We start from the raw sequence: 18199 nt of genomic DNA, 5'->3' as shown, positions 1-18199 counted from the left end.
GTGGCCGCACATGACGCTCGCCGAACTCGCGCTCACCGGAGATCTGGCCCGGCCGGCCCGGCTCACCGTGCCCGACCTCCTGCGCTGGCCCCAGCACCGGGTGCGGGTCAGCTTCGACTGCGCGACCAGCGGCACCCAGCACCACGGCTTCACCGGACCGCGGCTGTACGACGTCCTCACCGACGCCGGCCCCGGCTTCGACCCCGTCCGGCGCAAGGACCGGCTGCGCTTCCTCATCGCGGTCACCGGCGCCGACGGCCACCACGCCCTGCTCTCCTGGGCCGAGATCGACCCCGATTTCGCCCATGCCCCGGTTCTGCTCGGCATCAGCATCGACGACACCTCGCTGGACCGGGCGGGCCCGCAACTGGTGCTGCCGCAGGACCGCTGCGGGGCCCGGCACATCAGCGGCATCACGGCGATTCGGGTGGACGGGGCCTACGGCGGCTGGCATCCAGTGCCCGCCACACCCGGTCGCGCGTCAGCGGCAGCTCCGTGAACCGCACCCCGGTCGCGTCCCGCAGCGCGTTGGCGAAGGCGGGAGCGACGGGGTTGAAGGGGCTCTCGCTCATCGACTTGGCGCCCAGCGGGCCGATGGCGTCGGCGGTCTCCATGAAGTGCACCTCGGTGCGCGGCACGTCCGCGTACTGCGGGAGCCGGTAACGGCGGAAGGCCGCGGTCTCGACCGCGCCGCGCGCGTCCAGTCGTACGTTCTCGAAGAGGGTCGCGCCGAGAGCCTGGGCGATGCCGCCCTCGACCTGGCCGCGGCACTGCATCGGGTTCATCACCTTGCCCGCGTCGGCCGCGTGCACGCTGCGCAGGATGCGGATCTCGCCCGTATCGGGGTCGACGGCCACCCGGAACCACTGGGCGTTGAAGGCGACCGAGCGCGGGGTGCCGCCGAAGTGGCCGTCGGCGGCGCACTCGACGCCGACCGCGCGGGCCGCCGCGTACAGCTCCTTGAGCGGCAGCCGCCCGCCGGGGTGCAGCACGGCCTCCTCGGCGAGCCGGCAGTCGGCGCGCGGGACGCGCAGCTGGGCGGCGGCGAAGTCGAGCAGCAGGTCGGCCAGGGCGCGGGAGGCGCGGAGGGTGGCCTTGCCGGCGACCACGGTGCCCGTGGAGGCGAAGGCGCCCGTGTCATGGCGTACGACATCCGTGTCGGACTGGCGGACGGTGATCCGGTCGACGGTGGTGGCGAGTTCGCCGGCCGCGATCTGGCGGTGCACGGTCGTGGTGCCGTTGCCGAACTCGGCGGTGCCGACGGCCAGATCGAAGGAGCCGTCGGGCAGCAGCGAGGCCTTCGCGTCGGCGATGTGGCCGCCGGGCGGGCCCGTCGCGATCATCGCCAGGGCCGCGCCCTCGCCGACCAGCCAGCCGTCGGGCGCCGGGTCGCGGGGCTCCGACCGGGCCCGGCGCACGATCGACACGCACTGGTCGAGGCCGTAGCTCGCGATGTGCAGGTCCTCCTCGTGGCCGCCGGGGGTGAGCATCGACTCGCCCGGCCCGATGACGTTCCGTGCCTTGAACTCCAGGGGATCCAGGCCCAGTCGGCGGGCCAGCTCGTCCAGCGCGGACTCGACGGCGAACATGACCTGGCCCAGGCCGTAGCCGCGGAAGGCGCCCGCCGGGACGGTGTGCGTGTACACGGAGTACGCGTCGACCTTCTTGTGCGGGGCCCGGTACATCGCCATCGACTCGCCGACGCTGTGGAACATCACCGCCGGGCCGTGGTTGCCGTACGCCCCGGTGTTGGAGACCACCCGCAGCTGGAGCGCGGTCAGGGTGCCGTCGCGGCGGGCGCCCGCCTTCACGCGGACGGTGAAGGGGTGCCGGGTGGTGGCGCCGTAGAACTGCTCGGCGCGGGTGTACTCCAGCTTCACCGGGCGGCGCAGCCGCAGGACGGCCAGCGCGACGATGTCCTCGACCAGCATCTCCTGCTTGCCGCCGAAGCCGCCGCCGACCCGGCCCGCGACCACCCTGACCTGCTCCGGCGGCAGGTCGTGGAGCGCGCACAGGGCGCGCCGGGTGAGGAACGGGGTCTGCGAGCTGGTGCGGACGGTGAGGCGGCCGTCCTCGTCGATCCAGGCGAGCGCGCCGTGCGTCTCCAGGCTGGCGTGCTGGACGCGCTGGGTGCGGTAGGTGTCCTCGTGGACCAGGTCGGCCTCGGCGAAGCCCGCCTCGACGTCCCCGATCTCGCCGTGCGCCTCTCCGACGACGTTGGCCCGGGGACGGGAGATGCGGGCGGTGGCGGGGTCCTTGTCGTGGACGACGGGGGCCCCGGGGCGCATCGCCTCCTCGGGGTCCAGGACGGCGGGTGCGATGTCATATACCACCGAGACGCGGCGGCAGCCCTCCTCCGCCGCGGCCTCGCTGTCCGCGACCACCGCCGCGACCCGCTGGCCGATGTAGCGGACGGTGTCGTCGAGGAGGCGGGTGTCGTCGGGGTCCTCCTCGGGGTGTTCGTGGCGGGCGGTGGAGTAGTGGCGTTCGGGGGCGTCGTGGTGGGTGAGGACCGCGTGGACGCCCGGCACGCGCAGGGCGTCCGAGGTGTCGATCGCCGTGATGCGGGCGTGGGCGTGCGGGGAGCGGAGCAGCTTCATGTGGAGCAGGCCGGGCACCTCGATGTCGAAGGTGTAGCGGGCGGTGCCGGTGACGACCTGCGGTCCGGCGGGGGCGGGCAGGTTGCGGCCCACGGACTCGCCGGCGTCCGGCTCCTCGACGTGTGTGACCCCGCGGACGGCGTCCTCGATGGCCCGGTAGCCGGTGCAGCGGCACAGGTTGCCCTTGAACGCCCTCGGGAGGTCGCCGAGTTGGTCCGCGTCCAGGGCGGCCGTCGTCATCAGGAAGCCCGCGGTGCAGAAGCCGCACTGGAAGCCCTGGGCGTCCAGGAACCTCCGCTGCAGCGGGTGGAGTTCGCCGTCGGGGGCGGCCAGGCCCTCGACGGTGGTGACGGTGCGGCCGTCGGCGCGGAAGGCCGGGTAGAGGCAGCTGTGCACCGGTTCGCCGTCGACGTGCACGGTGCAGGCGCCGCAGTCGCCCGCGTCGCAGCCCTTCTTCACACCGAACCAGCCGCGGTCGCGAAGGTAGGTGCGCAGGCACTGGCCGGGGCGGGCGTCCTCGTCGTGGGACCGGCCGTTGACCTCGATCCTCACCGGGTCATCTCCCGTCGGATCTCCTCCGCGAAGTGGAATGTCATATGACACCGCCACTCCGGCAGACCGTGGATGTCGTCGAACCACTCGTCCTCGGCCACGGCGGAGCCGATCGCCGCACGCAGCGCCCCGGCCGTCGGCGGGAGCGGGAACCACAGCCGCACCGGGCGCACGGTGGACGCGGTGACCGTGAGGGCGAAGGAGTGGTCGACGGGGTCCAGGGTGCCGATGACCAGGACGCCGGAGCGGCCGAGGCCGTAGAGGGAGGCCTGGCGGAACGCGGTGCGGCGGCCGAGCGCGCGGGCGGGCAGGGTGACGGAGCGCAGGAGTTCGCCCTCGGCCAGGTCCTTGCGGCCGGCGCCGGTCACGAAGTCGGCGACCGGGACCCGCCGTCGTACCCCGTCCTGGGCGATCAGCAGGCACTCCCCGTCGAGGGCGGCCGTGAGGGAGATCATCGGGCCGGCCGGGAGGGCGTTGCAGAGGTTGCCGCCGACCGTGGCCATGTTCCAGATCTTGAAGGAGGCGAGGAAGGCCCGGCAGCACTGCTCGACGAGCGGAGCTGCCGGGACCTGCCAGGTCCTCGCGTGGCGCGAGAGCTGGGCGACGGTGCAGGTGGCGGCGATCTCCAGGGCGCCGTCCGCGGTGCGGCGCAGGGGCGGCCAGCCGGTGCGGCTCAGGTCGACCAGGCGGCACAGGTGCGGCTGGGGTTCGGAGAAGAGGTACGTCCCGCCGCCCAGCCAGGCGTCGCCGGGGCGCCAGGGGGCCGGGTCCCGGGCGTCGCGGATCTCCACCACCGTGTTCAGGTCCATGACGGTCAGTGAAGCAACGCGCGGGTGCCTCGCACGACTGGTGCGGGGCACGGAAAAAACGAGCCGGGCGGGGCCGGTCCTGGATGATTCACCAAAGGGCGTTCCGTCAGCGAAAGACTTGCATTTACGATGCCGTAACTCGCACTCACCTGGTGAATGCGAGGCTGGCGCGAGGAGTCTGAGTACATGCACGTCGAACACCTCCTGAAGGACGTCTCCCTGGGGCTGCGTCTGCTGTGGGCGCGGGACGCCTTGCTGGCGCGCGAGATCACCGGAGTGACGGTCACCGACCTGGAGGACCCGGCCCGCTTCGTACGGCCGGGGGAGGTGGTGCTCAGCGGGCTGGTGTGGTGGTCACCGGGGAAGGCGGAACGGTTCGTGTCGGGCCTGCGGGAGGCCGGGGCCGCCGCGCTGTTCGCGGGGGAGGAGACCCATGGAGCCGTGCCCGGGGAGCTGGTGGAGGCGTGCGAACGGCACTCCGTCCCGGTCGCCGGGGTGCCCGCGCACATCATGTTCCGGGCGATCACGGACACCGTGTACCTGCGCCAGTGGGGCGAGCTGAGCAGGCGGCAGGCGCTGCCGGAGAACGCGCGGGTACGGCTGAGCCGGCTGCTGGCCCAGGAGGCGGGCCCGGCGGAGATCCTCGCGGCGGCCTTCGCGCATCTGGACCGGATCGCCGCGTATGTGTTCACGGCGTCGGGGCGGACCGTCGCGGCCACGCCGGCCGCGGCGGGACTGCCCGCGCGGGAGGCGGCGGCCCTGGTCGCCGACGGGCGCGGGATGACCGTGTCCGTGGCCGCCGACAGCGTCTCGCCGTACGAGCGCTGGCTGCTGTACCTGCCGGACCCCGACGGCGCGCCGGCCGGGATGCTGCACGAGGTGGCCGCCGCGCTGGGGCGCTGTCAGGAGACGGTGGTCCGGCGCCGGGCGGCCGAGCACCAGGCGGCCGACGAACTGGGCGCGCTGCTGGCCGGGCCGGGCGCGGGGGAGGCGGCCGTCGAGGCCGCGGTGCGGGAGTGCGGGCTGCCGGGCGAGGGGCCCTACCGGGTGATCGTCGCCGCCACCGGGGCGCGGCGGCCGGGGCTCGCCGAGGGGGCGCTGACGGAGGTGGCCGGGCACGCTTCGGCGACGGCGGCGGTGGGCCGGCTGCCGGACGGGACCGCCTTCGCCGTGCTGCCGGCGGGCGACCTCGGTGACGTCTGGGCGCTGGTCGCCGGCTGTGAGCCCGGCGTCCCGCTGCACGGCGGTACCGGTACCGCGGCGGCCGGGACCGCCGGCCTGACCGGCGCGCTGGCGCAGGCGCGTTACGCGCTCGCCTCCGCCCGCACCACCGCCCCCGACGCCTCCGGCCTGACCGACGCGGCCGCGCTCACCAGCCTGGCGGCGCTGCTCACCGGGGTGCCGGCCGAGGTCCGCGAGGCCTACCGCCGTACCGTGCTCGGCCCGCTCCTCACCGGCGAACGGGCCGCCATGGCGGCGCTGTTGAGCACCCTGGAGACCTTCCTGGCCTGCGACGGCTCCTGGGCGCGGACCGCCGAGGCGCTGCATCTGCACGTCAACACCGTGCACTACCGGATGCAGCGGGTGGCCCACTTCACCGGGCGCGACCTGTCCCGGCTGAGCGACCGGCTGGACCTGTCAGCGGCGCTGCTCTGCCGCTGACACACCCCGGTCGGACCTGGCCGGAAACGGTCAGACCCGGTCGATGTGCACGTTCGTGGACTTCACCCGGGCGGTGGCCTCCATGCCGACCTCCAGGCCGAGTTCCTCCACGGCCTCCCTGGTCAGCAGGGAGACCAGGCGGTGCGGGCCGGCCTGGATCTCGACCTGGGCGGCGACATCGCCGAGCTTGATCGCGGTGACGATGCCCGGGAAGGCGTTGCGGACCGAGGTGTAGGAGGCGTCCTCCTCGCCCGAGCCCGCCTTGGCCAGTTCGACGGAGAACGCGGCGAGGTCCGTGCCGTCGATGAGCCGCCGGCCACCCTCGTCGCGGTGGGTGGCCATCCGGCCGGCGTCGGCCCAGCGGCGGGCGGTGTCCGGGCTGACGCCGAGCAGCCGTGCCGCCTGGCCGATCGTGTAGGAAGGCATGCGCTCACGATAGGGCCAGGTGGCAGGGGGCACGGACGGGGGCCCGCGGTCAGGTGAGGCCGGACGCCTCCAGGACCGCGCGGGCGTTCGTGTCGTCGATCTCGTGGCCGAGCTGTGCGAGCACCTCGGCGCCCCGGCGCAGGGTGCCGCGCTCCTGGGAGCGCCGGACCCCGGTGTCCAGTTCGTGCCAGAGCAGCGGGTTGGCGTGCAGGACGGCCGGGTCCAGCTCCAGCCGACTGCCGTGGCTGTCGCGCAGCACCAGATGCGCGGAGACATCGCCGTACTGGCCGACGTAGACGAGGGAGTCGGTACGGACGGTGCGGCGGCGGAACGGGCCGCGTACGGCCAGCCAGCCGGGGCCCGCCGTGACGCGGGCCGGCAGCAGCATGCTGAGGATCACGGCCGACAGGGTGATCCAGAGCAGGGCGCGGGCCGGGCTGAGGGTGCCGGCGTCCCAGTCCACCAGGAAGGTGAGGCCGCCGAAGCCCAGGGCGGCGCCCACGGCCAGGCGGGCGCTGCCGCGCCAGGTGCGGTCACCGGCCGCCCGGCCCCTGCGTCTGCTGTCCTGCACGAGGTCCCGCATGAGGCCGACGGTAGGGGCCGGTGGGCGCGCCGGGGCCGCCGCTGACGGGGTTCTTATGCGGACCGAGCGGTTATTGACGGGATTCTTACGAGGCGGCCGGTCCCCGGGCCCGGGGCGCTCAGCCGGTGTGGACGCGGGGCCGCCGGGAGCGGTCCGGCTCCGCCTCGCGCAGCACCTCCCGGGTGACCGGGGCGACCTCGCCCTGGCCGAAGAGGAAGAAGCGCAGGAAGTTGGCGAACGGGCTGCCCTCGGTCCACTCGAAGTAGATGTGCGGGATGCAGCCGGTCTCGTCCCGGACGTGCAGCAGCAGGGCGGCCAGGGCGTTGGGGATGGAGGCCGACTCCAGGGTGAGGATGCGGTAGCGGTTGTGCAGCACCTCGCCGCGGACGGTCAGGCCGGCCTCGAACTCGGAGGGGTCGGTGACCGTGACCTCGACGAAGACGAAGTCCTCCTGCTCGGGCATGTCGTTGTCGGCCCGGATCTGGTCGATCTTGTCGCGGTACTCGGCCTTGTCGCGCCGGTCCGGCTCGTTGGCGATGAACCGTATCTTGCGGCTGGCCATGTCGCGGATGAATCGTTCAGCCATGTCGTCGAGGGTCACGCTGGTCACGCGCAGCTCGAAGGCGCGGGCGAGGCGGGAGAGCAGCGAGACCAGGATGATGCCGACGATGAAGCAGGCACCGATCTTCACACCGTCGGGCCGCTCGATGACGTTGACGACGGTCGTGTAGAGGAAGACCGCCGAGATGATCCCGAACCCGATCGTCCACTTGCGCTGCCCTGCCTTGCGGGCGGCGATGGTCACCGCGACGGCGGCGGAGCTGATCAGGACCAGCACGCCGGTGGCGTAGGCGCCGCCCTGGGCGTCCACGTCCGCGTCGAAGATCCAGGTGACCAGGAAGGCGATCAGGGTGAAGACGATGACCATCGGGCGGACGGCACGGGCCCAGTGCGGGGCCATGCCGTAGCGGGGCAGGTAGCGGGGCATCAGGTTGAGCAGGCCGGCCATCGCGGAGGCGCCGGCGAACCACAGGATGCAGATGGTCGAGACGTCGTAGACCGTGCCGAAGGCGTTGCCGAGATACTCGTGCGCGAGGTAGGCGAGGGCACGGCCGTTGGCGTCGCCGCCCGACTTGAACTCGTTCTCCGGGATCAGCAGCGTGGTGATGAAGCTGGTCGCGATCAGGAAGCAGCTCATGATCAGGGCGGCCGTGGTGAGCAGCTTCTTGGTGTCCCGGATCCGGCCCGTGGGCCGCTGCTCGGTGTCCTCGGGGTCGCCCTTGACATGCGGCATGACGGCGACGCCGGTCTCGAAGCCGGACAGGCCCAGGGCGAGCTTGGGGAAGACGATCAGGGCGACGCCGATCATCACGAAGACGTTGCCGTGTTCCTGGGTGAGGGCGCTGGTCCAGTCGGTGATGACGTGCTCGGCGGTGATCACGTGGTAGAAGCCGACGATCACGACGACGACGTTCAGCGCGAGATAGATGCCGACCAGGGCGACCGCGACACCGATCGCCTCCAGGAAGCCCTTGAGGAAGACCGCGCCGAGCAGGGCCACCAGGAACAGCGTGATGACCATCTGGTGGCCGTGCAGGGTGCTGGTCAGATGCGGGTTCTCCACCAGGTGGGTGGAGGCGTCGGCGGCCGACAGGGTGATGGTGATCAGGAAGTCGGTGGCGGCGAAGCCGAGCAGGGTCAGGACGAACAGCTTGCCCTGCCAGAAGGAGAGCAGCCGCTCCAGCATGGCGATGGAGCCCTCGCCGTGCGGGCTCTCCTCGGCGACGCGGCGGTAGACCGGCAGGGCGCCGGCCAGGGTGACGATCACGAGCACGATGGTGGCGATCGGCGAGAGCAGACCGGCCGCGAGGGCGGCGATGCCCGGCTGGTAGCCGAGGGTCGAGAAGTAGTCCACACCGGTCAGGCACATCACCCGCCACCAGCGCTGGCCCTGGTGCGCGGGTTCCGGCTCCGCGTGGGAACCGGCGTGGCCGCCGCCCTTGCCCATGTCGGACAGCCCCTCCAGCATCCAGGCGCGCAGGCGACTGGGAGGGGGATGTTCGGTCGTGGCCATGCGGTGGGCTCCTGGTGTCCGGCGCGGTCTGGGTGCGGCGCAGTTCGATTCCGGCCATCACGCGGACGGCGGCACCAGCGTAAGCAGAGAGTGACGCGTGGGCCCACGGATAGGCGCGGGCTGGGCGTCAAGCTTGCGTTAAGAACAGCCTGGCAGGCGGTGGCCGAGCATCAGGAAAGGGTGGCCCGGAGGACGTGACGAGGCGTTCGGCTGTACGGGGGACGGCGAACAGGCGCGGGCAGCCGGACACCGAGCGTTATCGCCTACGACGGTCACGCGCTCCGCCGTTCCCCCACGAACGGGCGCTGTCGTCAGGCGTCCGCCAGCCGCGCCTCCTCCAGGTCCAGGGAGCGCTGCAGCCGCCGTCGTGTCGTGTCGCTGATCGTGTGTGCGTCGTACAGCCGCCGCAGCTCCGCCGCCTCCACCGCGATCAGGTCGCGGCGCAGCTGCCGGTAGACCAGGTCGGCCGACTCGGACGACTCGGCCCCGCGGTCGGCCAGCCGGTCGCGGGCGTCGTCGAGGCGGGCGTGCAGACCGCGCCGGAGCCGGTCGAGGACCACGTCCGGTACCGCCTCCAGTTCGGACAGCTCCTCCAGGCGCCGGATGCCCGCGTCGGCCAGCCGGCAGCGGGCGGCGGCCTCCTCGCGCTCGGTGTGGTCGGGCTCCAGGGCGATGCCGGAACGGCGCACGACCGGGGCCAGGGTGAAGCCCTGCACGACCAGGGTGACGACCACGACGGAGGTGGTGAGGACCAGGACGAGCGGGCGTTCGGTGAGCACGGAGCCGTCCTTCGCCGCCACCGGGATCGACAGCGCGGCCGCCAGCGGCACCACGCCCCGGGTGCCGGCCCAGGTCAGCACCACCGGCACCCGCCAGTTCGGCCGCTGGACGCCGCCCTTGCGCTGCACCACCGCCGACAGCGGGGCCAGCCACAGCAGCCGTACCGCGATCAGCGTCCCGGCCACGGCGAGGGCGTACAGCGGCCAGGCCCGGTCGCCGTCGGACAGCGCCCGCACCTGGGCGGGCAGCGCCAGCCCGATCAGGCTGAAGACCACGCTCTCCAGCAGGAAGACCACCGTGCCGTAGACGGCGTGCAGCTGGAGTCTGATCCGGGCGTCGGTGAGCCGGTCGCCGCGGCCGCCCAGGACCACGCCCGCCACGACCACCGAGGTGACGCCGGAGGTGTGGGCCGCCTCCGCGAGGACGTAGGCCGCATACGGCGTCACCAGCGATATCACCGTCTCCAGGACCGGGTCCTCGGTGCGCCTTCTGATCAGCGCGACGACGGCGGCGACGAGCCCGCCGATCAGCGTGCCACCGCCGGCGAGCAGCAGGAACTCGCCCCCCGCGGCTCCCCAGTTCGCCGCCGCCGAGGCCACCGCCACGCTCACCGCGACCCGGTAGAGGACCAGGGAGGTCGCGTCGTTGAAGAGGCTCTCCGCCTGCACCAGCATCTGCACCCGCGGCGGCAGCGCCAGCCGGCGGCCGAGCGCGGTCACCGCGACCGGGTCGGTGCTGGCCAGGATCGCGCCGAGGACCAGCGCCATCCGCCAGGACAGCGGGGTCACCAGGGAGGCCACCGCGCCGACGGCCGCCGCCGAGGCCAGCACCAGGCCGACCGCGAGCACCCCGACCGGTTTCCAGACCGCGCGCAGCTCGCGCCAGGAGAGCTCCTCGGCGCTGGCGTAGAGCAGCGGCGGGAGGACGACGAGCCCGATCACCTCGGGGCTGATCCGGATCTGCGGGGTGCCCGGCAGCAGGGCCACGGCCAGGCCCGCGACCACGAGGAGGGAGGGGGCCGGTATCCGCCACCTCCGGGCGAAGGTCGCCACGACCGTGGCCAGTACCACGAGAGCGAGAACCGTACCCACGCCGCGCATGCCGTCCCCCAGGGGTCCGACGGGAGCCACCCTGACTCCCGGCCGACCAGACTTCCCGGCACACCGCCTTCACCCTATCCGGCCCAGGAGCCGTCAAGACAGTGTCAACGTCGTCGGCGGCGGCGCCAGAGACGCGTCAAGACGGGCTACCCGGGGCGGTGCCGCGCGCTTCTCTTTGAGGTGATGAACGACGTACCGCGCGGACGACTGAAGGTCTACCTCGGGGCCGCCCCAGGGGTCGGCAAGACCTACCGCATGCTCGACGAGGCCCGGCGCCGCGCGTCCCGGGGCGCGGACGTGGTGGTGGGGTTCGTGGAGTGCCACGGGCGCCCGCGGACCGAGGCCATGACCGGCGGGCTGGCGGCCGTGGGGCGGCTGCGCTGCGGCTACCGGGGCGGCGAGTTCGAGGAGATGGACGCCGCCGCCGTGCTGGCGCGCCGCCCCCAGGTGGCGATCGTCGACGAGTTCGCCCACACCAACGTCCCCGGTGGCGGCCGGCACCCCAAGCGCTGGCAGGACGTCGAGGACCTGCTCGCGGCCGGCATCGACGTGATCACCGCCGTCAACATCCAGCACCTGGAATCCCTCAAGGACGTCGTCGAGAAGATCACCGGGGTGCCGCAGCACGAGACGGTGCCCGACGAGGTGGTCCGGCGGGCCGAGCAGATCGAGTTCGTCGACATCCCGCCCGAGGGCCTGCGCCGCCGGATGGCGCACGGCAACATCTACGCCCCCGAGAAGATCGACGCGGCCCTCGCCAACTACTTCCGCCCCGGCAACCTCACCGCCCTGCGCCAGCTGGCCCTGCTCTGGGTCGCCGACCGGGTCGACGAGGCCCTCCAGTCCTACCGCGCCGAACACGCCATCGGCGGGGTGTGGGAGACCCGGGAGCGGGTGGTGGTCGCGCTGACCGGCGGCCCCGAGGGCGACACCCTGGTACGACGGGCCGCGCGCATCGCCGACCGGTCGGCCGGCGGCGACCTGCTCGCCGTGCACGTGGCCCGCAGCGACGGCCTGGCCGCCGGGGTCTCGCACGCCTCGCTGACCCGGCAGCGCAGGCTGGTCGAGGACCTCGGCGGCAGCTACCACTCGGTGGTCGGCGACGACGTGGCCACCGCCCTGGTGGAGTTCGCGCGCGCCGAGAACGCCACCCAGCTCGTTCTCGGCACCAGCCGCCGGGGCCGCCTCGAACGCTTCCTGACCGGGCCCGGCACCGGGGAGACCGTGACCGCGCTCTCCGGGGACATCGACGTCCACCGGGTCACTCACGAACGCGCCGGACGCGGCACCCTGCTGCCCTCCCGCCGCCGGACCCTGTCGACCCGGCGCCTGATCGCCGGTCCGGTCGCCGGGCTCGTCCTCCCCGTGCTGCTCACCGTCGCCCTCGCCCAGGTCCGCGGCAGCGTCAACCTGACCAGCGAGGCCCTGCTGTTCCTGCTCGCGGTGGTGGGCGTGGCCTGCATAGGCGGGGTGACCTCCGCCCTGATCGCCTCCGTCACCGCGTCCCTGCTGCTCAACTACTGGTTCATCCCGCCCATCGGCGCCTTCACCCTCGACGATCCCAACGCCCTGCTCGCCCTGGGGGTGTTCGCGGTGGTGGCCGCCACCGTCGCCGGGGTCGTCGACCGCTCGCTCAGGCTGTCCCGGCGGGCGGCGCGGGCCACCGCCGAGGCGGAGACCATGTCGTCGCTGGCCGGGAGCATCGTGCGGGGCGGTCAGACCATCCCGGCCCTGCTGGAACGCACCCGCGAGACCTTCGGCATGGACTCCGCCGAACTCGTCGACGAACCGCCGGACGGCGCCGACGCCACCGCGGTGCCGGCCGGACCCGGCAACCACCTGGTCCTGCGCGGCCGTACGCCCTCCGCCTCCGAACGGCGGGTGCTCGCCGCGTTCGCCGCGCACGTCGGCTCGGCCGTCGAACGGGCCCGGCTCGCCCAGGCCGCCGCCGAGGTCGAGCCGGTGCGCGCCGCCGACCGGATGCGCACCGCCCTGCTGCGCGCCGTCGGCCACGACCTGCGCACCCCGCTCGCGGCCGGCTGGGCCGCGGTCACCTCGCTGCGCAGCCGGGAGGTGGAGTTCACCCCGGAGGACCGCGACGAACTCCTCGCCACCGCCGAGGAGTCCATGGCCCGGCTGAGCCGGCTCGTCGACAACCTCCTCGACCTCAGCCGTCTGGAGGCCGGGGTCCTCACCCTCAACCTGCGGGCCACCGCTCTGGAGGAGGTGCTCCCGGCGGCTCTGGCGGACACCCCGGCGGTGGACGTCCACGGCGAGCTGGAGAACCTGCCGCCGCTGTTGGCCGACCCGCCGCTGCTGGAGCGGGTGATCGCCAACCTGGTGGGCAACGCGGCCCGGTACAGCCCGCCCGGCGCGCGGGTGCTGGTGACGGCGAGCGCGCTGGGTGACCGCGCGGAGCTGCGGGTCGTCGACCGGGGCCCCGGGCTTCCGGCGAACGGCCGGGACCGGCTCTTCGAGCCCTTCCAGCGGCTCGGCGACACCGACAACACCACCGGTCTCGGCCTCGGCCTCGCCCTCGCCCGCGGGCTCACCGAGGCGATGGACGGCACCCTGACGCCCGAGGACACCCCGGGCGGCGGACTGACCATGGTCGTCTCGCTGCCGCTGGCCGACCGGGCGCGAACCGTCCGCACACCGCAGCGCGTGGCAGGCGCCTCATGAGCGGGGAAGCCGCTTCCGCCGGTGGCGGTCGCGCCTTCTTGGCATGTTCTTGACGGATATTTGAACGGGTGTCAGCGGCCCGGCAGGAACCGGCGTCACGGCCGGTGCCGTTCTGGCTGATGTGACGTCAACCCTGCCCGCACCAGCGGTATCCGCAGAGCGCACCGGGCACATGGTGATCTGCGGCGACGACGGACTCGCGCACCGGCTCGCCGTCGAACTGGACGCCGTCTGCGGGGAGGTCGTCACCGTCGTGCTGCCGTCCGCCGACGACGTGCACGGCGCCCAGGTCGCCGCCCTGCACCGCGACCCGGACTCCGCCGTCCGGCTCCATGTCTCCGCCCGCCCGGACGAGGCCACCCTGCGCGCGGCCGGCGTCGAACGGGCCGCCGCGCTCGCCCTCACCTACCGCGACGACCAGGTCAACGTCACCGCGGCCCTGCTGGCCCGCGCCGTCAACCCCTCCGTACGGCTGGTGGTGCGCATGTTCAACCGGGAGCGCGGCCGCCATCTGGAACGGCTCCTGGACCGGGCGGCGGGCCTGTGCGACGCGCCCGCGGCGGACACCTCGACCACCGTCCTCTCCGACGCCGACACCGCCGTGCCGGAGCTCGTCGCGGCCGCCGCCGTCGGCCACGGCCACACCCTCCAGGTCGAGGGCAAGGTCTTCCGCGGGGTCGTCCGGCCGGCGGGCACCCCGCGGCACGCCACCGACCTCGCCACCCTCGCCGTGCTCTCCGGCGCCCACGAGGACGACCCGGCCAGCCAGGACAGCGCCGAGACGGCCGGCGAGGACGGGACCCAGCTGCTGCCGGACGACCACACCGCGTACCACCGGCAGTTCACCCACGGCCGGCTGACGCTGGAGGAGGTCGTCCACCTCCACCCGGCCCAACCGGCCCGCCGCAGCTGGCGTTTCCGGCCGGTGCGCTGGGTGCGGGCGCGGTTCGCCCATCTGCCGTGGCGGGTCTTCCTCTCCCGCCAACTGGCCGCCGTCTACGGCTCGCTGGCGGCCGTGGTCGTCGCGCTGACCACCGCCACCGCGCTCTTCGCCGACGAGCACCCCTGGTGGAAGAACGTCTACCTGCCGCTCCTGGACATCTTCACCATGGGCGACCCGGCCACCGAGGAGTCGCCCGCCCGCCGCATACTCCAGCTCGTCGCCGGTTTCGTCGGACTGGCCGTACTGCCCCTCGTCGTCGCGGCGACCATGAACGCCACCGAGGCGTTCCGCACCGCCTCCGCGAACCACCCGCCCGGCGAGGACGTCAGCGGCCACATCGTCCTGGTCGGCCTCGGCATGGTCGGCACCCGCGTCCTGGACCGGCTGCGCACCACCGGACACCGGGTCGTCGCCATCGAGCGCGACCCGCGCGCCCGGGGCGTCGCCCTCGCCCGCGAACTCGGCGTCCCGCTGATCCTGGAGGACGCCGCCGCCCCCGGCGTGCTCGAACTCGCCCGGGTCCGGCAGTGCCGCTCCCTGCTCGTCCTCACCCGCGACGACGGCCAGAACCTCGACATCCTCATGGCCGTCCGGGAGTACAACCCCGGGGTACGGGTGGTGGCCCGGCTCTACGACGACGACTTCGCCGCGACCGTCCAGCGCACCCTGCGGGCGTCGTATCCGGACGCGCTGACCCGGAGCAGGAGCGTTTCCGCGCTGGCCGCGCCCTCGTTCGCCGCCGCCATGATGGGGCGCCATGTGCTGGGCGTGATGCCGGTGGAGCGGGGGTCGCTGCTGTTCACGTGCGTGGACGTGGCCGGGCATCCGGAGCTGGAGGGGCGGTCCGTGCACCAGGCGTTCCGGCGGCGGGAGTGGCGGGTGCTGGCGGTCGGGCCGGTCGGCGGGGACACGGGGGCCTCGGGGACGGGGGCGTTCGACTGGCGGCCGGCTCAGGGGCGGGTGCTGGCGGCGGGGGACCGGGTGGTGATGGCCACCACCCGGCGGGGGCTCGACGTGCTGACGGGGTCTACTCCAGGCCCGACGCCTTGAACACGCCGAGTGCGTTCTCCCGCTCGACCTGTTCGCCGAGGCGGCTCAGCGCGAGCGAGCCGCAGAGCAGGGTGCCGGCCGTGGCGGCCCTGCGGGCGCCCTCGTCCACGCGCAGCCAGAGTTCGGGGTTGTCGACGAGGACCTGGGGGTCCAGGGCGAGGCGGTCGCCGCAGGTGTCGCGGAACAGCAGCCGGGGGGAGATGCCGTCCAGGGGGCGGACGGAGACCAGGCGGTCCGTGCGGACCCTGCGGGTGCGGAGCAGCCGACGGGAGGTGAGCCAGCCGTCGCCGGCACGGACCCTGGCGGGGCAGAGGACCGTGAAGAGGAGCAGGGCGAGGGTGGTCCAGAGGGCGCCGCGCCACCAGGTCAGGGTCCCCGAGCCCACGTCGACGAGGAGGAGCAGGGCGAGGAGGGCGCCTGCGCAACGGGCCGATGCGGAGACGTCTTTGGACCAGCGGTGGTCCTCGGCGGGTGGCATGGGGTGACGGTAGGGAGTGGGGGCGTACGGCGTCAGTAGGTGGGGGGTGTCTTTGATGGGACTCTGACGGGTTGTGGGTCGCTGCGGGGCGGTGGGGGCTGGTCGCGCCCACGCGGCGGTAGCCGCACATCAGATAGAGCCCCGCGCCCCTTTCAGGGGCGTTGCCGTCAAGGGCGTGTCAAAGTCGCTGTCTTCTGCGCGAAGAACGCGCAAGGGATCGTCAGGTGTGGTCGGGGCGGGACAGAACCTTGTCGGGCGTTTGTCCCGTTCTTAAGGAGCACCCCATGTCCGTACTGACCGTCGAACCGGGTGCCGTGCCCGCTGGGGAGGAGCCGCCCGACAGTGGGGAGCGGCATCGGCTGACCGCTGTCACCGGGCTTGCCGCGCTGTCGTTGGACGCGATGGCGTCGGTGGCGTACGGGCCGGAGGCGATCGTGCTGGTGCTGGCCGCGGCCGGGGCGCACGGGCTCGGTTTCACGCTGCCCGTCACGCTGGCCATCGCGGCCCTGCTGGCGGTGCTCGTCGCCTCGTACCGGCAGGTGATCGCGGCCTTCCCGGACGGGGGCGGGTCCTATGCGGTGGCCCGGACCCATCTCGGGGACCGGACCAGCCTGGTGGCCGCCGCCTCGTTGGTGCTCGACTACGTCCTCAACGTCGCCGTGGCGGTCACCGCCGGGGTCGCCGCCCTGACCTCCGCGTTCCCGGCGCTGTACCCGGACCGGCTGTGGCTCTGCCTGGCCGTGCTGGTGCTGGTCACGGGGGTCAATCTGCGGGGCATCGTGGAGTCGGCGCGGGCGTTCATCGTGCCGACGGTGGTGTTCGTCGGGTCGATCCTCGTGCTGATCGTCGTGGGGCTCTTCCGGTCCGCGCCGGCCAGTACCGTCACCGCCGCGGGGCATGCGTCCGTGCTCGCCGACAACGCCACCGGTGTCGGTGCCCTGCTTCTGCTGAAAGCTTTCGCCTCGGGGTGTGCCGCCCTCACCGGCGTCGAGGCCATCGCCAACGCCGTGCCCTCCTTCCGGGTGCCGCGCGTCCGGCGGGCCCAGCACGCCGAGGTCGCCCTCGGGGCCGTGCTCGGTGTGATGCTGATCGGCCTGTCCGTGCTGATCGGCCGCTTCCACCTGCAGCCCGTGGCAGGCGTCACCGTCCTCGCCCAGCTTGCCGACGCCTCCCTCGGTCACAACTGGGGTTTCTACGTCGTCCAGTTCGCGACGATGATCCTGCTGGCGCTGTCCGCCAACACGTCGTTCGGCGGGCTGCCGGTCCTGCTGAAGCTGCTGGCGCGCGACAACTGCCTGCCGCATGTGTTCGCCCTGAAGGCCGACCGCCAGGTGCACCGGCACGGTGTGCTCGCCCTGGCCGTGGTCTCGGCCGCGCTGCTGCTGTTCTCCGGCGGTGACACCAACACCCTGGTGCCGATGTTCGCCATCGGGGTCTTCGTCGGGTTCACCATCGCCCAGGTGGGGATGGTGCGGCACTGGCGGCTGGAGCGCGGCGCCGGGTGGCGGGGGAGGGCGCTGCTCAACGGGTTCGGGGCCGTGCTGACCGGGGTCGCCACCGTCGTGGTCACCGCCAGCAAGTTCACGGAGGGCGCCTGGCTCGTCGTCGTGCTGCTGCCGCTGCTCGTGGCCGCGTTCGTCGCCGTGCGGCGCGCCTACGCGCGGATCGGGGAGCGACTGGGGCTCGGGCGGATTCCCGAGCCGCCGCACCGGGAGCGGTCGGTCGTGCTCGTGCCGGTGTCGTCGCTGTCCCGGCTCACCTCCGAGGCGCTCTCCGCGGCCGCCTCCCTGGGCGACGAGGTCCGGGCCGTCACCGTCTGCCACCCCGATGCCGAGGACCGGGCCCAGCTGCACGCCCTGGAGCGCGCCTGGGCCGAATGGGACCCCGGGGTGCCCCTGGTCCGGCTGAGCTGCGAGCGGCGCTCCCTGGGCCGTCCCATCGCCGCGTACGTCCGTGAGGTGAGCGCGGCCGAGCCGGCCACCCGGGTGACCGTGCTGATCCCGGAGGCCGAGCCGGAGCGGCTCTGGCAGCGGCTGCTGCAGAACCAGCGCGGTGCCGTCGTCGCGCATGCCGTGCGACGGGAGACCGACGCGGTGATCTGCCGGCTGCGGTTCCGGTTGTTCTGAAGCCGGCACGCCTCCGACCTGCGTGATCGTCCCGCCGTAAGAGTCCCGTCAAAGCCGCGTCCACGGCCGTAAGGGAGCCGTCAACGGCGGTCGAAACCGGCCACGAAGGCTGTTTGCTCTAACCGTCCGAGTCCGTTCCCCACCTCATCCAGGAGTTCACGATGGCCGATCTGGCCTTCGTCGTCACCGTCCTCGCGGGTTTCGCGCTGGTGGCGCTCGTCGCCAAGGGGGTGACGAAGCTGTGACCGCCGAGAACATCGTCGGCCTCGTCGTGGCCGTCGCCCTGCTGGGCTATCTCGTCCTCGCCCTGATCTTCCCGGAGAGGTTCTGAGAC

The 18199-nt window shown here is 73.4% G+C and carries 13 protein-coding genes; 6 read left to right on the top strand and 7 right to left on the bottom strand.

Going from position 1 to position 18199, the window contains the following annotated elements:
* Window positions 1-10 precede the first annotated feature (10 nt).
* Window positions 11-499, top strand: a complete 489-nt coding sequence (locus tag ACGFZS_RS37635; RefSeq protein ID WP_393798873.1) for a molybdopterin-dependent oxidoreductase — start codon at window positions 11-13, stop codon at window positions 497-499.
* On the opposite strand, the gene ACGFZS_RS37630 is transcribed toward ACGFZS_RS37635, so the two are convergent.
* Window positions 414-3152: a molybdopterin-dependent oxidoreductase gene (locus tag ACGFZS_RS37630; RefSeq protein ID WP_393798872.1), complete on the bottom strand. Its 2739-nt coding sequence runs from the start codon at window positions 3150-3152 to the stop codon at window positions 414-416. The two genes, ACGFZS_RS37635 and ACGFZS_RS37630, sit on opposite strands and share 86 nt — an antisense overlap.
* A complete protein-coding gene (locus ACGFZS_RS37625; RefSeq protein WP_393798871.1) occupies window positions 3149-3961 on the bottom strand; it encodes an FAD binding domain-containing protein in 813 nt (270 codons plus the stop codon). Before ACGFZS_RS37625 ends, ACGFZS_RS37630 begins: the two co-directional genes overlap by 4 nt.
* A 186-nt stretch (window positions 3962-4147) precedes the next feature.
* On the opposite strand from ACGFZS_RS37625, the gene ACGFZS_RS37620 reads away from it, so the two are divergent.
* Window positions 4148-5623 carry a PucR family transcriptional regulator gene (locus tag ACGFZS_RS37620; protein WP_393798870.1) on the top strand — a complete coding sequence of 492 codons (1476 nt, stop codon included), beginning with the start codon at window positions 4148-4150 and terminating at the stop codon, window positions 5621-5623.
* A gap of 30 nt (window positions 5624-5653) precedes the next feature.
* Here ACGFZS_RS37620 and ACGFZS_RS37615 read toward each other — a convergent pair whose 3' ends face one another.
* The 4 genes from ACGFZS_RS37615 to ACGFZS_RS37600 all read right to left on the bottom strand — a co-directional run bounded on the left by ACGFZS_RS37615 (window position 5654) and on the right by ACGFZS_RS37600 (window position 10586).
* On the bottom strand, window positions 5654-6049 hold the full coding sequence (locus ACGFZS_RS37615) for a helix-turn-helix transcriptional regulator (protein ID WP_355714591.1): 396 nt from the start codon (window positions 6047-6049) through the stop codon (window positions 5654-5656).
* A gap of 49 nt (window positions 6050-6098) precedes the next feature.
* Window positions 6099-6632, bottom strand: coding sequence for a hypothetical protein (locus ACGFZS_RS37610; protein ID WP_393798869.1), 534 nt, complete (start codon window positions 6630-6632; stop codon window positions 6099-6101).
* Window positions 6633-6750: 118 nt separating this feature from the next.
* Window positions 6751-8706, bottom strand: coding sequence for an APC family permease (locus tag ACGFZS_RS37605; RefSeq protein ID WP_393798868.1), 1956 nt, complete (start codon window positions 8704-8706; stop codon window positions 6751-6753).
* A gap of 311 nt (window positions 8707-9017) precedes the next feature.
* The gene (locus ACGFZS_RS37600; RefSeq protein WP_365689492.1) at window positions 9018-10586 is read right to left on the bottom strand and encodes a Na+/H+ antiporter; all 1569 of its coding nucleotides are present in this window, start codon (window positions 10584-10586) and stop codon (window positions 9018-9020) included.
* 183 nt (window positions 10587-10769) lie between these two features.
* On the opposite strand from ACGFZS_RS37600, the gene ACGFZS_RS37595 reads away from it, so the two are divergent.
* Window positions 10770-13268 carry an ATP-binding protein gene (locus ACGFZS_RS37595; RefSeq protein WP_393798867.1) on the top strand — a complete coding sequence of 833 codons (2499 nt, stop codon included), beginning with the start codon at window positions 10770-10772 and terminating at the stop codon, window positions 13266-13268.
* Between the two features lie 172 nt (window positions 13269-13440).
* Window positions 13441-15261 (top strand): NAD-binding protein, encoded by a 1821-nt coding sequence (locus ACGFZS_RS37590; protein WP_393798866.1) that lies wholly within the window; start codon window positions 13441-13443, stop codon window positions 15259-15261.
* Here the strand turns inward: ACGFZS_RS37590 and ACGFZS_RS37585 are convergent.
* Window positions 15239-15739 carry a hypothetical protein gene (locus tag ACGFZS_RS37585; protein WP_393798865.1) on the bottom strand — a complete coding sequence of 167 codons (501 nt, stop codon included), beginning with the start codon at window positions 15737-15739 and terminating at the stop codon, window positions 15239-15241. The two genes, ACGFZS_RS37590 and ACGFZS_RS37585, sit on opposite strands and share 23 nt — an antisense overlap.
* Before the next feature lie 284 nt (window positions 15740-16023).
* On the opposite strand from ACGFZS_RS37585, the gene ACGFZS_RS37580 reads away from it, so the two are divergent.
* Window positions 16024-17865 carry an APC family permease gene (locus tag ACGFZS_RS37580; protein ID WP_393798864.1) on the top strand — a complete coding sequence of 614 codons (1842 nt, stop codon included), beginning with the start codon at window positions 16024-16026 and terminating at the stop codon, window positions 17863-17865.
* 241 nt (window positions 17866-18106) lie between these two features.
* Window positions 18107-18196 (top strand): K(+)-transporting ATPase subunit F, encoded by a 90-nt coding sequence (gene kdpF / locus ACGFZS_RS37575; protein WP_016434100.1) that lies wholly within the window; start codon window positions 18107-18109, stop codon window positions 18194-18196.
* Window positions 18197-18199: the final 3 nt, after the last annotated feature.

It is taken from the genome of Streptomyces sp. NPDC048288 (assembly GCF_043201555.1).
GTDB lineage: Bacteria > Actinomycetota > Actinomycetes > Streptomycetales > Streptomycetaceae > Streptomyces.
This window is presented reverse-complemented; position numbering and strand designations above follow the sequence as displayed.